Genomic DNA, 14,170 nt, shown 5'->3' with positions numbered 1-14,170 from the left:
GGCCGACCATCGAGGCCGACCTTCAGCAGCTGACGTCGCTGCAGAGCAAGATCGCCCCGCTGACCGCCGGAGCCGGCATCGAGGAGGTCCTCGTCCGGGCCGACGTCGCGGGCCGCCTGCCCAGCCACGAAGCGGTCGTCGACCTCTACCTCAGCTGGCCCGAGGAGCCCCAGTCGCCCGAGGAAGCCAGCGCCCAGCTCGCCGAGAAGCTCGGCCGTATGCCGTTCACCGAGCAGGTGCGGCGCGTCGCGGTCGCCGTGAGCGCCGGTGACGGACGCCCGGTGGACTACTTCACGTTCCGGCCGACCGCCGACGGGCTCGCCGAGGACCGGCTGGTGCGGGGGGTGCATCCCATGGTCGGTCGGCGCCTCAGCCTCTGGCGGCTGCGCGCCTTCGACGTGACACGCCTCGAGGCGCCGGAGGACGTCCTGCTCTACGAGTGCGTTGCCAAGGACAACCCCGACGACCGGCGCCTCGTCGCGCTCGCCCAGGTCCGCCAGCTCGTGGTCGTGAGGGACGAGAACGGCGCGGTGACCGGCCTGCCGCACGTCGAGCGCGCCATCGCCAACTGCCTGGAGGCGATCCGTCGGACCCGGGCCGCTCGCGGCGCGAGCGCCCGCCTCGACATGAACTACGTCTGGGTGTCGATCTGGCCGACCATCGAGGCCGACCTTCAGCAGCTGACGTCGCTGCAGAGCAAGATCGCCCCGCTGACCGCCGGAGCCGGCATCGAGGAGGTCCTCGTCCGGGCCGACGTCGCCCCTGAGGAGGGCGTCACCCCGATCCCCGTCGCCGGGCGGTTCTACTACCAGCCGGGGTCCGGCGTCGTCTCGTCCGTGGAAGAGCCGCCGACCGAGCCGCTGAGGCCTCTCGACGACTACGCCTCCAAGGTCGTCCGGGCGCGACGCCGCGGCCTGGTCTACCCCTACGAGCTCCAGTCGATGATCGCTGGAGAGGGCGGCACGAGCGAGGAGTACGACCTCGACGACACCGGAGCGCTCGTCCCCGCCGACCGGCCCTACGGCCTCAACAAGGCCGGCATCATCGTCGGTGTCGTCTCGACCCCGACGGAGCGTCATCCGGAGGGCATCACCCGGGTGGTCCTCTCCGGTGACCCGCTCCGCGCGCTCGGCTCCGTCGCCGAGCCCGAATGCGCCCGGATCATCGCGGCGCTCGATCTCGCCGAGCGGATGCAGGTGCCCGTCGAGTGGTACTCGCTCTCCTCCGGAGCACGGATCTCCATGCAGTCCGGCACCGAGAACATGGACTGGGTCGCCCGCGCGCTGAAGCGGATCGTCGAGTTCACCCAGGCCGGGCACGAGATCAACATCGTCGTCGCGGGGATCAACGTGGGCGCCCAGCCCTACTGGAACGCCGAGGCGACGATGCTCATGCACACCAAGGGCATCCTCGTCATGACCCCGGACAGCGCCATGGTGCTGACCGGCAAGCAGTCCCTCGACTTCTCCGGCGGCGTCTCGGCCGAGGACAACTTCGGCATCGGCGGCTATGACCGGGTCATGGGACCGAACGGTCAGGCGCAGTACTGGGCGAAGGACCTCGGCCAGGCCCGCCAGATCCTCATGACCCACTACGACCACGCCTACATCGCGCCCGGCGAGAAGGCACCCCGGCGGGCGGAGACGGGCGACCCGCGTGACCGGGACGTGACGACCTACACGCACCCGGCCGGTGACGCGGGCTTCTCGACGGTGGGCGACATCTTCTCCGCGGAGACGAACCCCGACCGCAAGAAGCCGTTCGACATCCGTACGGTGATGCGCGCACTCAGCGACCAGGACCACGTCACGCTCGAACGCTGGGCCGGCATGGCGGACGCCGAGACTGCGGTGGTCCAGGACGCGCACATCGGCGGCATCCCCGTGTGCCTCATCGGGATCGAGTCGAAGCCGGTGCCGCGGCGCGGGTTCCCGCCCACCGACGGGCCCGACAGCTACACAGCGGGCACGCTGTTCCCCCGGTCGTCGAAGAAGGTCGCCCGGGCGATCAACGCGGCGAGCGGCAACCGTCCCGTCGTCGTCCTGGCGAACCTGTCCGGCTTCGACGGCTCGCCCGAGTCGATGCGCAGCCTCCAGCTCGAGTACGGCGCCGAGATCGGCCGCGCCATCGTCAACTTCGAGGGCCCGATCGTCTTCACGGTCATCTCGCGGTACCACGGCGGGGCGTTCGTCGTCTTCTCCAAGACGCTCAACCCCGGCATGACGGTGCTCGCGATCAAGGGCTCGTTCGCATCGGTGCTCGGTGGCGCCCCGGCTGCGGCGGTCGTCTTCGCCCGGGACGTGGACGCCCGGACGGCGGCGGACCCTCGCGTCGTCGAGCTGGCGGAGCGGCTCGCCGCAGCGTCCGACGGCGAGCGCGCCGGACTCGCCACCGAGCTCGCGGACATCCGTGCCACCGTCCGCGCGGAGAAGCTCGGCGAGGTTGCCGCGGAGTTCGACGCCGTGCACAGCATCCACCGTGCGGTCGACGTGGGCTCGGTCGACGAGGTCATCGAGGCCAGCCAGCTGCGCCCGAAGATCGTCGACGCGCTCGAGGCGGGCCTCTCGACGACCTGAGCGCGCGCCCTCCGCCACCATCTCGCGTTTGAGGTATTCCGGTCGTCGCGCCGACGACCGGAATACCTCAACCAAGAAGGTAAGGACCGGCGTCAGCCGCGGAGCCGGGCAAGCACCAGGCCCACTGGGATGCTGACGAGCAGGAGGACGACGAGGGCGGAGAAGCCGGCACGCAACGAGCGCGGACCACGCCCGACGCGGACCCCGAGGGCGACGAGCGCCAGGGCGACGACGAGCAGCGCCCCACCGAGGTCGACGAGACACATAACCTCGCCGACGGTGCCGATTACGACAAGGGCATTCCCGACGAGCCAGAGCGCAAGCTCCCCACCGAGACGGCGTGCGGAGACCCGCTCCGGTGAGAGGTATCCGCGGCCGAGGGCGAGCCCGAGCGTCGCCACCCCTCCGACGAGGACGAGGTAGGCCGACGCCCAGCTCGCGTGCTCCGTCGGCGCATGGGCGGTGACTGCTGCGACCAGACCGCCCGCGACCGTAGACAGCAAGGCGACCAGGAGCGCCGGTGCGATTCGCCGCAGTGCCGCACTCCCGGTCTCCATCGGTGATCTCCTCCATGCTCGCCGGCGCTGCCAATCTACGCCGGGGCCGCTCGACCCCGGCCCTCCCTCGGGGCACTCCCTCCGGCGCCGGTCACCGGCGGAGGTGTCCGGGCGCGGTGGAGGGGTAGGGGTGAGCGGTGGGCTGGTTCACCGCGGACGGCTACTGGATCGGCCGCCTCGTGTTCCAGCGGGCCCTGGCGGCCATCTACCTCGTTGCCTTCCTCGTCGCCGTCAACCAGTTCCGGGCCCTGCTCGGCAGCGACGGCATGCTGCCGATCCCCGACTACCTGCGCCGCGTCTCGTTCCGGCAGGCGCCGAGCCTGTTCCACTGGCGCTACTCGGATGCGCTCTTCGCCGGCATCGCCTGGACGGGGGTCGTCCTGTCTGTCATCACGATCGCGGGCGTCACCGAGCGGCTGCCGCTGCCGGTTACGATGCTCGTCTGGTTCGTCCTGTGGGCGCTCTACCTGTCGATCGTCAACGTCGGGCAGCGCTGGTACGGCTTCGGCTGGGAGAGCCTGCTGCTCGAGACCGGCTTCCTCGCGATCTTCCTCGGCAACGCGGCCACCGCCCCACCGCTGCTGCTGCTCATCGGCCTGCGCTGGGTCCTCTTCCGGCTCGAGTTCGGCGCAGGCCTGATCAAGATGCGCGGGGACCCGTGCTGGCGCGACCTGACCTGCCTCTACTACCACCACGAGACCCAGCCGATGCCGGGACCGCTCAGCTGGTTCTTCCACCACCTGCCGGGGCCGCTGCACAAGGTCGAGGTCCTCGCCAACCACGGCACGCAGCTCGTCGTGGCCTTCGGGCTGTTCTTCCCGCAACCGGTGTCGGGCATCTGCGCGGGCATCATGGTCGTCACCCAGCTGTGGCTCGTCATGAGCGGCAACTTCGCCTGGCTCAACTGGATGGCCATCGTGCTCGGCCTCTCCGTGCTGCCCGACGGGTTCTGGGGCTGGTTGCTGCCGCTCAGCACCAGTCACGCCGCAGGGGCCACGCCGCTCTGGTGGGTCGGCGTCGTCTGTGCCATCTCCCTGGCCGTGGTCATCCTCAGCTACCGCCCGGCCCGCAACCTGCTCTCCCGCCACCAGGCGATGAACGCATCCTTCGACACCCTCCACCTCGTCAACACGTATGGCGCGTTCGGCAGCATCAGCCGGGTGCGCTACGAGATCGCCGTCGAGGGCATGGCCGAGCCGGAGCCGGGCGAAGAGCCCGAGTGGCGCGAGTACGAGTTCAAGGGCAAGCCCACCGGCCCACATCGCTGGCCGAGACAGTTCGCGCCCTACCACCTCCGGCTCGACTGGCTCATGTGGTTCGCCGCGATGTCGCCGTCCTATGCGATGCCGTGGTTCCCGAGGTTCGTCGAACGGTTGCTCAGGGGTGACCCGGCGACGCTGAAGCTCCTGCACCGATGCCCCTTCGGCGACCGTTCACCCGCCGTCGTGCGAGCACGGCTCTACCGGTACAAGTACACGAGCTGGAACGAGCTGCGGGCGGGCAAGGGCTGCTGGGACCGTCAGCTCGTCGGCGAGTTCATGCGGCCGGTCACTCTCGAGGACTTCTGAGCCAACGGGTGAAGAGGAACCCGTCCCGCTCATAGACGGCGCCCAGCTCCATCGGGCGAGGCGCAGGGAGGGAGGGTCCGCTCGTGATCCGCGGTTCGGCGCCCGCGACGACGACCGGGGAGATCGCGAGGCACAGCTCGTCGACGAGCTCGGTGCGGAACAGCTCGGACAGGACCCGGGGACCGCCCTCGGAGAGGATCCGGGGCAACCCCTGCGATGTGAGCAGGTCGAGCGCGGCGCCGAGGTCGACGCTCCGTTCGCCGACGACGAGGACGTCGGCGACAGCCCGTGCGGCCGCCACCCGGTCGGGGCCGGCCAGCTCGGTGGTGAGCAGGATGGGCCGCTCGATGGCGGCCGTGAAGGCGGCGGACCCGAGGTCGAGGTCGAGCGTCCGGGTCACGACGGCGAGCCGCGGCGAGGGCGCCTGACCCAGCTCACGCCGGCGGTCCTCGAGCTCCCGGACCGTCCGGATGGGGCCGTAGCCCTCAGCCCGGATGGTCGCCGCCCCGACGAGGAGGACGTCGCACAGGGACCGGAGCAGGTGGAGCAGCTCCTGGTCCGCCGGGCCGGTCAGGGTGCCGACCCGGCCCTCGAGGGTCGCGGCGCCGTCGATCGACGAGACCATGTTGACGCTCACGTGCCGGGCCCTGCCGTCAGGGCGGGCGTACGCATCGACGGCCGGCACGTCAGCCCCGGGTGCCGGGTGGATCTGCCTGAGGGTCAGCACCCGTCACGCTCCGTGACCGGGCGTCAGGCCCTTGACGTCGCTGAACGTGAGGACCCGGCCGTCGTCCCTCGCACCGAGCTCCGTCGGCTCGAGGAGGAAGCCGACGTGGTCGCCGAAGGACGTCTGGCTCAGGACACGGCCGACGAAGTGGCGCGCGCAGTCCTCGAGGATCGGCACCTCTCCTGGCCCCGGGTGCCACCGGCACTGGGCCAGCTTGTCGACATCGTCACCCGTCTCCTCGCCGAAGAGCCTTGCCAGCTCGAACTGCTCGGGGTGAAGCAGATGGACCCCGAGGAACCGGGCACCCTTGGCGAGGGAGTACGTGTGGTTCCGCTCCGACACGCACACGAGGAACCGCGGCGGGTCGATGCTGACCTGGCTGGTGAAGCCCACCAGGCACCCGCTGCGCTCACCCCCGGACTCGACCGTCACGACATACATCGGGTAGTCGAGACCGTCGATGAAGGCACCGAACTCGTCGGTGCCCAGTCCCTCCGCGCGCTCGCCGGACATGGCCCGATCCTCGCACGCCACTGGCCAGGGTTCACTCGGGCTGGTTGTGGGAGGGGCCCCGGATGAGGAACGGCGTACGGACCCCTTCGTACATGAGGTGCGCGACGAGGCCCTCGGTCGCGTGCGGGAGGTTGTGGCAGTGGTCCATCCAGATGCCCGGGTTGTCGGCGACGAACGCCACCTCGAAGGTGTCACCGTTGCCGAGGTTCAGCGAGTCGACGACCCACGGGCTGCCGGTAGCGGCGACCCCGTTGCGTGAGAGGACGACGACGTGGTGCCCGTGCAGGTGCATCGGGTGCGGTTCGCCGCTCGTGTTCGACAGCGTCATCCGCACCACGTCGCCCTGGCGGACGACGAACATCGGGACGTCGGGGTAGAGCCGCCCATTGATGGTCCACCAGAGACCGGGTTTGCCGTCGACGAGGCCGGGCCGGCGTCCGATCGCGTAGGTGAACCGGCGCGTCGCCTGCCCGGGGTCGAAGCCGAGCGGCGCCGGCGTGCCGTAGGCGAGCAGGTCGAGCTCTCGGGACGGCCTCGGCAGCGGCGCCGAGGCTGCCTGGTCCGGACCGACCACGACGGCGGCACCCGCCAGCTGCAGCCGGGCAGCGCCGGCGGCAGGCACGGTGACCTCGACGTCCGCTCGACCGCCCGCGGTGATCGTGAGCGACTCGTCCCGCACCACCGTCGGTCCGTGGACGTCCGTGCCGTCGACCGCGAGGACCCGGTAGCCGCTGCCCCCGACCCAGACCGGCATCGGTCCGTTGTCCGTGTTGATGACCCGGAGCCGCACTCGGTCACCGGGAACCGCGGGGATGCGGACGTCACCGGCTCGACCGCCCACCGTGCGGGCCCCGGCATACGTGTGGACGAGGACGACCTCGTCGTGCGCCACGCTTGGTACGGGCGCGGCGGGGCTGATGACGAGCGCGCCGAGGAGGCCCTGCTGGACCTGCTCATGGGACACCTGGTGCGAGTGGTACCAGTAGGTGCCGGCGTCGCGCGCGACGAACCGGTAGGTGAAGTCGTGGCCCGGCATGACGGCGTCCTGCGTCACGCCGGCAACGCCGTCGACGGAGTTGGGCACGTCGACACCGTGCCAGTGCAGGGTGACCCCAGCAGAAACCGACTCGTTCACGAGGTGAACCTCGACGAGCTGGCCCTGGCGCGCCCGGATCGTCGGGCCGGGGGTCGATCCGTTGAGGGTATAGCCGGTGATCCGGCGTCCGTCGGCCAGTGGCACGCTGCCCTGCCTGGCGACAAGTGTCACCGCGACATCTGCCGGCCGGCTCCGGTCCGCGGTGAACGTGGTGATGCTCTGGCCAAGCGCGTGATCGTGGGCGGTGACGGCAGCAGGGCCGCCGCCGTAGTCGGCGATCCCCATCGAGCTGATCGAGTAGGCAGCGGCAAGCCGGCTCGACTGCCAGAGCCATCCGAGCGTCCCGACCACGGCGAGGACGACGCCGATGGCGACGAACCGTCGCCACCGGCGCGCTGGCGACGGCGCCCCGCCCGTCGCTACCGTCGTCTCGGCCTGCGGCGTGACGGTCAGCCCGTCATGCTGCCGCATGCTCCGGGGCCTGGTCGCGCGGCAGGACAGCCCGTCCGGCCCCCGCTCGACGTCCCGTCACGACGGCGGCGCCGAAGAGAAGAAGCGCGTTGAGGCCGTGGAGGAAGCCCAGCGACGGGGTGTCGTGCAGGAACATGCCGAGCAGCACCTGCACCACGATGAGACCGAAGGTGATGCCGGCCCACTTGATGCCGCCCGGGACCTTGGCCAGGAACGACACGATGAGGAGCAGGAGCCCTACGACCGGGATGACCATCATCCCGTTCATGCCGTGCACCATGAAGCCGAGTGCTTCGCTGAAGGGCGACTCCTCGGACTCCATCAGGCCCTTGTCGGCGACCCCGCCGTCGGCGATCCAGTGCGTGAAGCCAGCGACCGCCCACGCGATGGCGGCGGCCTGCACCATGACCAGGACGGCGACGGCGTAGGCAAGGACGCGGTACGTCACTCTCATTCCGGTGACCTTTCTCGACTGGCGAGCGACCTGCTCGCGCACGTGAAAGAGCGACGGCGAGGGCCGGTGATACATCCCGGCTGGCCTTTATTGGCCAGCTCGGCTCATGGAGCCGTGGCCGGTGGCTCCGGAGGCGGTCGCGTCCCGGTCGGGTCGGGTCGGCTAGCCCGTCTCGACCGGCTCAGCGGCATACCTCCTCGGTGGGTACGTGCTGGCGAGGACAGCAACGCACTCGAGGAGGACCAGTGGCACGAACGATCGCCCAGAACATGGTCGCGGGACTGCGCGCGAACGGCGTAAAGCGTGTGTATGGCGTCCCGGGCGACTCGCTCAACGGCTTCACCGACGCGCTCCGGCGCGACGGGATGATCGAGTGGGTCCAGGTGCGGCACGAGGAGGGCGCGGCGTTCGCCACCTCCGCCGAGGCCGACCTCACCGGTGAGCTCGCCGTCTGCGTGGGCAGCTGCGGCCCGGGGAACCTGCACCTCATCAACGGGCTCTTCGACGCGAACCGCAGCCGGGTGCCCGTGCTCGCGATCGCGGCGCAGATCCCGAGCGGCGAGATCGGCAGCGGCTACTTCCAGGAGACGCACCCGCAGGAGCTGTTCCGGGAGTGCAGCGTCTACTGCGAGCTCGTCGCCCACCCGAGCCAGATGCCGCGGGTCCTCGAGATCGCCATGCGGGTGGCCCTCGAGCGGCGGGGCGTGGCGGTCATCGTCATTCCCGGCGACATCGCGCTCGAGGACGCGGTCGACGACCGGGTGGTCAAGGTCGAGGCGACGAGCCCACGCGTGGTGCCGGCCGAGGAGGAGCTGCGGCGCGCGGCCACGCTGCTCAACGCAGGGTCGCGCACGACGATCCTCGCCGGAGTGGGTGTCGGGGCGGCGCACGACGACGTCATCGCCCTCGCCGACCGGCTGGGCGCCCCCATCGTGCACACCCTGCGCGGCAAGGACCGGATCGCGTTCGACAACCCGTTCGACGTCGGGATGACGGGGCTGCTCGGCTTCGCGTCGGGGTATCGGGCGATGGAGGCGGCGGACACCCTGCTCATGCTCGGCACGGACTTCCCCTACCAGCAGTTCTATCCCCGCCGGGCCAAGGTCGTACAGGTCGACATCCGGGGTGACCAGCTCGGCCGGCGCGTGCCCCTCGACCTCGGGCTCGTGGGCGACGTCGGCGAGACCGCCCGGGCGCTGCTGCCGCTCCTCGACGAGCAGAAGAAGCGCTCCCACCTGAAGGACGCGCTCGACCACTACGCGAAGACCCGGTCACGGCTCGACGACCTCGCAACCGAGTCCCGAGGGCGCCGACCGATCCACCCGCAGTATGTCGCTCGGCTCGTCGACGAGCTCGCCGACTCGGACGCGGTCTTCGTGCCGGACGTCGGCTCGCCGGTGATCTACGCGGCGCGCTACCTGCACATGGGTGGCGGGCGACGGCTCATCGGGTCGTTCATCCACGGCAGCATGGCCAACGCCGTGCCGCAGGCCGTCGGGGCGCAGGAGACGTTTCCCGGTCGTCAGGTCATCACGCTGAGCGGCGACGGCGGGATCGCGATGCTGCTGGGCGAGCTGCTGACGGTGACCCAGAACCGGCTGCCGGTCAAGATGGTCGTCTTCAACAACGCGTCGCTCAACTTCGTGGAGCTGGAGATGAAGGCGGCGGGGTTCGTCAACTACGGCACGGATCTCGTGAACCCCGACTTCGCGGCGGTGGCCAATGCCATGGGGATCAAGGGGATCAGGGTCGAGAGGTCGACGGACCTGCACGGCGCGCTCAAGGAGGCGTTCGCCCACGACGGGCCGGCGCTGGTCGACGTGCTCACTGAGCGCGAGGAGCTGACCATCCCGCCGGCGGTGACCGCGGAACAGGTGAAGGGCTTCACCCTCTACGCGATCCGGACCGTGCTCTCGGGTCGTGGGGACGAGCTGCTCGACCTCGCGAGCGCGAACTTCCGGCAGCTGTTCTAGGAGCTGGGCTCCAGCTCCTTCACCCGGACGGCCAGGGCGGCGATGTCCGCCGGTCCCGTGCCGCAGCACCCCCCGACGTACCGGGCGCCTGCGGCGACCCACTGCTCGACGAGCGCCAGGTCGATCGCGTCGCCGTACGCCCACCGCTTGGCCTGCGCGTCCCAGCTGCCGCCGCGGTTGGGGTAGGCGACGGCGGGCAGTCCGATCTCACCGGTCATCGTGCTGATGGCTCCGAGCACGTCGTGCTGCTCTGAGCAGTTGACGCCGGCGGCCACGATCGTGCGCGAGTCGGCGAGAGCGGCATACGCGTCGGCGAGGGGCTGGCCGGCATTGGTTCTGTCTCCTCGCACCGAGTAGCTGAACCAGGCCGGGATGTGTAGCTCGTCGAGGAGCTCGACCAGGACCTCGGCCTCGTCGACGTCGGGGATCGTCTCCACGGCGAGGAGGTCGGGCGCTCCAGCCGCGAGCAGCTCGAGTCGCTGCCGGTGGAAGTCGCGGAGCCGCTGCCGTGGCACGCCGTAGCGGCCGCAGTACTCGGAGCCATCGGCGAGGAAGGCGCCGTACGGGCCGACGGAGGCCGCGACGAGGAGGCCCCGGGCGTCCTCGAGCTCGTCCCGGACCTCCCGCGCCATGATGACGCTGCCGGTGATGAGGCGGCGTGCCTCGGCGGGGTCGAGTCCAGCCCCGACGAAGCCCTCCACGCTGGCTTGGTAGCTCGCCGTCGTCGCGACCTGGGCGCCCGCCCTGAAGTAGGCGCGGTGTGCGTCGGCGATCCGCGTGGGCTCGTTGGCGAGAAGGCGGGCCGTCCAGAGAGCGCCGCCGAGGTCGGCACCACCCTGCTCGAGGGCGGTCGAGAGACCGCCATCGAGCACGACGACCGTTCCAGCTCCTGACTCGCGCATGCCCTCATCCTCCAACACGGCAACGTGGGCCCGGCGGCGGGCGACGCGGCGAGCCGCGGAGCGGGTCGGGTTGACGCCGGGCTCGGCGGGTAGGCGCTCGGGGACGGTCAGGGGTCGGTGGAGTGTCGAGAAGGAGCACGGTGAAGGTCAGCATCAACGTGACGAACTACTCGTGGCCGGGCGGCGTCGCCCGCCTGCCCGGTGCGCTCGCGGACACGGTGACGCGGGCCGAGGAGGTGGGGCTCGACACCGTCTGGGTCAGCGACCACCTTCTCCAGAGCGACCCGGGGGCGGGTCCCGAGGAGAAGGACATGCTCGAGGCCTACACGACCCTGGGGTTCCTGGCCGCGAGCACCTCTCGGATCAGCATCGGCACGATGGTGACCGCCGTGAGCTACCGGGCACCCGCCCTGCTCATCAAGGCCGTCACGACGCTCGACGTGCTGTCCGGTGGCCGGGCCTGGCTCGGTATCGGCGCGGGATATCCCGGCGAGGCACAGGTCCTCGGCCTGCCCCTGCCACCCACGTCGGAGCGGTTCGACGCGCTGGAGCGGGTCCTGCAGCTGGCCGGCCGCGCCTGGGCGGGGCACGACGAGGGACAGCCCGGTGATGGATCGTCCACGTCGGAACCATGGGCCCCCCAACCGGTGCGTGACCGCGTCCCGGTCCTCATCGGCGGCGCCGGTGAGAAGCGCACGCTCTCGCTCGTGGCCCGGTATGCCGATGCCTGCAACCTCTTCGACATCCCCGACGAGGGCCGCACGCTGCGCCACAAGATCGACGTCCTGGATCGGCACTGCCGGGACATCGGGCGCGACCCGGCCAGCGTGGAGCGCACGGTGTCGACGCGGCTTGCGCCTGGCGAGGACGCAGCGGCCTTCGCCGACCGTCTCGCGACCTTGCACGGCTACGGCCTGGACCATGCCGTCGTGATCACGCCCGGCCCTTGGCGTCCGGAGTCCTTGGACGACGTGGGACAGGCGAGCCGGCGAGTCCAAGATCTGTAGTCCGCCGGGGGCACCGACCGGCCCCTAGGGTGCTGATGCGTGACCGGGCTCAGCCGAGGGCGGACTCCCTGTCGGCGGTCGCTCCGCCGCCCTCGAGTGCCAGATCCACCGCCGCCCAGGCGTGGATCCTCGTCGTGGGGAACAACGGCACGGGGCTGGGCGCGTCCGGGTCGATGAGCAGCTCGATCTCGGTGCAGCCCAGGATCACGCCGCCCACCCCCCGGTCGACCAGCCTGTCGATGACGTCAAGGTAGCGCTGCCGTGACTGAGGCAGGATCACGCCGTGGCACAGCTCGTCGTAGATGACGCGGTGCACCTTCGCCCGGTCCGCCTCGTCGGGGACCACAACCTCGAGGCCACGTGCGGCTAGGCGGTCACGGTAGAAGTCCTGCTCCATCGTGAAGGCCGTGCCCAGCAGACCCACCCGCGTCACACCCTCGGCCTGGACCGCCGCCGCGGTGGCATCCGCGAGGTGGAGGAACGGGACCGTGACGCTCGCCTCGATGCGGTCTGCCACCTTGTGCATCGTGTTCGTGCACAGCACGAGGAAGTCCGCGCCCGCGGCGGCCACGCACCGGGCTTCATGCGCGAGCAGATCACCGGCGGCTCCCCAGTCACCCGCCATCTGCAAGCGCTCGATCTCGGCGAAGTCGACCGACGACATGACGATCGGTGCGGAGTGGAGGCCTCCGAGGCGGCGTGCCGCATCCTCGTTGATGAGCCGGTAGTACTCGGCCGTCGACTCCCAGCTCATCCCACCGATCAGCCCGATGCGCTTCATTCGCACAGACTAGGTGCGGCGCTCTGCCGGCGGCGGCAGGCTAGCGAGCCCAGCCGCGGAGCGGTGCGGCGGTCCGCGCCATACCGAGGGGCTCGAGCCCGTAGAGGTCCTCGATCGTGCGCAGCACGTTGTAGTGGTTGACCGGCTGCGCGATGGCACCGGGCTTCACCATCGGCCCCACGAGGAAGGTGGGGATCCGGTTCGCGTGCGTGCCCTCGTCCTCGTCGAACGTCACGACGAGGAGGCTGTCGTGGGTGCGGGCCCAGTTGACGTAGGGCGCGAGGTGCTCTCGCGCCCAGCGATCGCCCGTGGCGACGTCGCAGTCGTGCATGTCGTTGCAGAGGTCGGGGATGACGAAGGCAACCGTCGGCAGCCGGGACGGGTCGGCCGGGAAGTCACTGAAGGGCTGGTTGCTCGATGCGGGGACGTTGGCGAAGTCGACCCAGGGGTTGTGCCTGCGGGCGTAGCGGCCGGTGGCATCGGTGCAGCCGGTGAACCCCGCGCTGGGCAGGCCCTCCGAGTAGCCCGCGAAGGTGTAGCCGGCACGCTGCAGCTGCTCGGCCAGGTTTGGGCGGTCGCCGAGAGTCTGCGGGCAGGAGTCATCGGTGACCCCCTGGGTGGAGCCGGAGAACAGCGCGAGGTAGTTGGGCTGGCTGGGATGAGTCACACCATGGGCGTCGGTGAACCGGGCGCCGGAGGCGCTCAACGAGTTCAGGTATGGCGCGTCGGGCGAGCCGAGGACCTGCTGCTGGGCCTTGTTCTCGAAGACGACGATCACGACGTGGGCGGGCCGGGCACCGGCGCTGCCGCGAGGCGCAGGGCTCAGGGACGCGGTAGTGCCCAGCGGCTGTTGGCTCCCCCCTTGGATGCTCGTGGAGGCAGCCGAACCACTGCTGCACCCCGCGAGGGGCAGACACACCAGGACCAGCAGGCCCGCCGCCAAGCCACCCCGTGGCGCCGGCATCGTCGACTCGCCGCGCCGCAGCAGGGCGCCCCACCGGTTCAGCCTCGACCACCCCATGGGCTCCACCATAGGCACCTTGGCTGGGTGTCGATCACAGGCCGACGGGGGCACCGCGCTGCCCTCTCGGCCGACCTGTTCCGTCCCGGTGAGAGGTCGCGCGGTGACAGACTCACGCATGCCCACCAACGACGCCGAGGCCACCACCGCGCTCAGGAGACGGCGCCGCCGAAGGGTACTCATGGCAGTGGTCGGCTGCCTGCTGCTCGCCTGTGCGCTGGCCGCGAGTGTGCTCCGGTTCTCCGGACACGCGAGCCCGTATGCCGCTCTCGATGCTTACACCTCGGCGGTGCAGACCGGCAACCGCGCCGCGCTGGAGGCGGTCGTGGGTGACGGTGAGCAACGAGAAGCGCTCATCACCCGCCATGCCGACCGCCCCATGACGGCCACCACGGTGTCGATTGAAGTGGAGGTATGGCGCGGTCGGCCGGCAGTGCGGCCGAGCGGTCCTACGCTGCGTCCATGACCGATGCCGGCCAGCTCCCGCGCCGCACGGTACTGCGCGCGGCGCTGACGCTCGGTTC

General features: G+C 70.7%; 13 protein-coding genes. 5 read left to right on the top strand and 8 right to left on the bottom strand.

Going from position 1 to position 14,170, the window contains the following annotated elements:
• Positions 1-2,576 (top strand): carboxyl transferase domain-containing protein (locus ACTHJJ_RS15565; RefSeq protein WP_440303855.1); only part of this gene is annotated, 2,576 nt, incomplete at its 5' end.
• A 92-nt stretch (positions 2,577-2,668) separates the two neighbouring features.
• On the opposite strand, the gene ACTHJJ_RS15560 is transcribed toward ACTHJJ_RS15565, so the two are convergent.
• Positions 2,669-3,133, bottom strand: a complete 465-nt coding sequence (locus ACTHJJ_RS15560) for a hypothetical protein (RefSeq protein ID WP_440303854.1) — start codon at positions 3,131-3,133, stop codon at positions 2,669-2,671.
• A 137-nt stretch (positions 3,134-3,270) separates the two neighbouring features.
• Between ACTHJJ_RS15560 and ACTHJJ_RS15555 the strand changes: the two genes are divergently transcribed.
• Positions 3,271-4,701, top strand: a complete 1,431-nt coding sequence (locus ACTHJJ_RS15555) for a lipase maturation factor family protein (RefSeq protein WP_440303853.1) — start codon at positions 3,271-3,273, stop codon at positions 4,699-4,701.
• On the opposite strand, the gene ACTHJJ_RS15550 is transcribed toward ACTHJJ_RS15555, so the two are convergent.
• The 4 genes from ACTHJJ_RS15550 to ACTHJJ_RS15535 are packed head-to-tail and all read right to left on the bottom strand — an operon-like array spanning position 4,682 to position 7,962.
• Positions 4,682-5,428, bottom strand: coding sequence for a dihydrofolate reductase family protein (locus ACTHJJ_RS15550; protein ID WP_440303852.1), 747 nt, complete (start codon positions 5,426-5,428; stop codon positions 4,682-4,684). The two genes, ACTHJJ_RS15555 and ACTHJJ_RS15550, sit on opposite strands and share 20 nt — an antisense overlap.
• 3 nt (positions 5,429-5,431) lie before the next feature.
• Positions 5,432-5,941: a flavin reductase family protein gene (locus tag ACTHJJ_RS15545; protein WP_440303851.1), complete on the bottom strand. Its 510-nt coding sequence runs from the start codon at positions 5,939-5,941 to the stop codon at positions 5,432-5,434.
• 31 nt (positions 5,942-5,972) lie between these two features.
• Entirely contained in the window at positions 5,973-7,508 is a 1,536-nt protein-coding gene (locus ACTHJJ_RS15540) for a multicopper oxidase family protein (RefSeq protein WP_440303850.1), read from the bottom strand.
• The gene (locus tag ACTHJJ_RS15535; RefSeq protein ID WP_440303849.1) at positions 7,495-7,962 is read right to left on the bottom strand and encodes a DUF6220 domain-containing protein; all 468 of its coding nucleotides are present in this window, start codon (positions 7,960-7,962) and stop codon (positions 7,495-7,497) included. The genes ACTHJJ_RS15540 and ACTHJJ_RS15535 overlap by 14 nt, the downstream gene beginning before the upstream one ends.
• Positions 7,963-8,207: 245 nt before the next feature.
• Between ACTHJJ_RS15535 and poxB the strand changes: the two genes are divergently transcribed.
• Positions 8,208-9,935: a ubiquinone-dependent pyruvate dehydrogenase gene (gene poxB, locus ACTHJJ_RS15530; protein ID WP_440303848.1), complete on the top strand. Its 1,728-nt coding sequence runs from the start codon at positions 8,208-8,210 to the stop codon at positions 9,933-9,935.
• Here poxB and mmuM read toward each other — a convergent pair.
• Complete coding sequence (gene mmuM / locus ACTHJJ_RS15525) at positions 9,932-10,837, bottom strand: homocysteine S-methyltransferase (RefSeq protein ID WP_440303847.1); 906 nt, start codon at positions 10,835-10,837, stop codon at positions 9,932-9,934. The genes poxB and mmuM overlap by 4 nt on opposite strands.
• Positions 10,838-10,977: 140 nt before the next feature.
• Between mmuM and ACTHJJ_RS15520 the strand changes: the two genes are divergently transcribed.
• The gene (locus ACTHJJ_RS15520; RefSeq protein ID WP_440303846.1) at positions 10,978-11,844 is read left to right on the top strand and encodes an LLM class flavin-dependent oxidoreductase; all 867 of its coding nucleotides are present in this window, start codon (positions 10,978-10,980) and stop codon (positions 11,842-11,844) included.
• Positions 11,845-11,893: 49 nt separating this feature from the next.
• Here ACTHJJ_RS15520 and ACTHJJ_RS15515 read toward each other — a convergent pair whose 3' ends face one another.
• Both ACTHJJ_RS15515 and ACTHJJ_RS15510 read right to left on the bottom strand, forming a co-directional pair.
• Entirely contained in the window at positions 11,894-12,625 is a 732-nt protein-coding gene (locus ACTHJJ_RS15515; RefSeq protein ID WP_440303845.1) for an aspartate/glutamate racemase family protein, read from the bottom strand.
• Between the two features lie 40 nt (positions 12,626-12,665).
• On the bottom strand, positions 12,666-13,646 hold the full coding sequence (locus tag ACTHJJ_RS15510) for an alkaline phosphatase family protein (protein WP_440303844.1): 981 nt from the start codon (positions 13,644-13,646) through the stop codon (positions 12,666-12,668).
• A gap of 118 nt (positions 13,647-13,764) precedes the next feature.
• Between ACTHJJ_RS15510 and ACTHJJ_RS15505 the strand changes: the two genes are divergently transcribed.
• The gene (locus ACTHJJ_RS15505; protein WP_440303843.1) at positions 13,765-14,112 is read left to right on the top strand and encodes a hypothetical protein; all 348 of its coding nucleotides are present in this window, start codon (positions 13,765-13,767) and stop codon (positions 14,110-14,112) included.
• Positions 14,113-14,170 lie beyond the last annotated feature (58 nt).

Source organism: Intrasporangium sp. (genome assembly GCF_051961875.1).
Lineage (GTDB): Bacteria > Actinomycetota > Actinomycetes > Actinomycetales > Dermatophilaceae > Intrasporangium_A.
The sequence above is the reverse complement of the archived record's forward strand: the minus strand, read 5'-3'. Positions and strand labels throughout refer to the sequence as shown.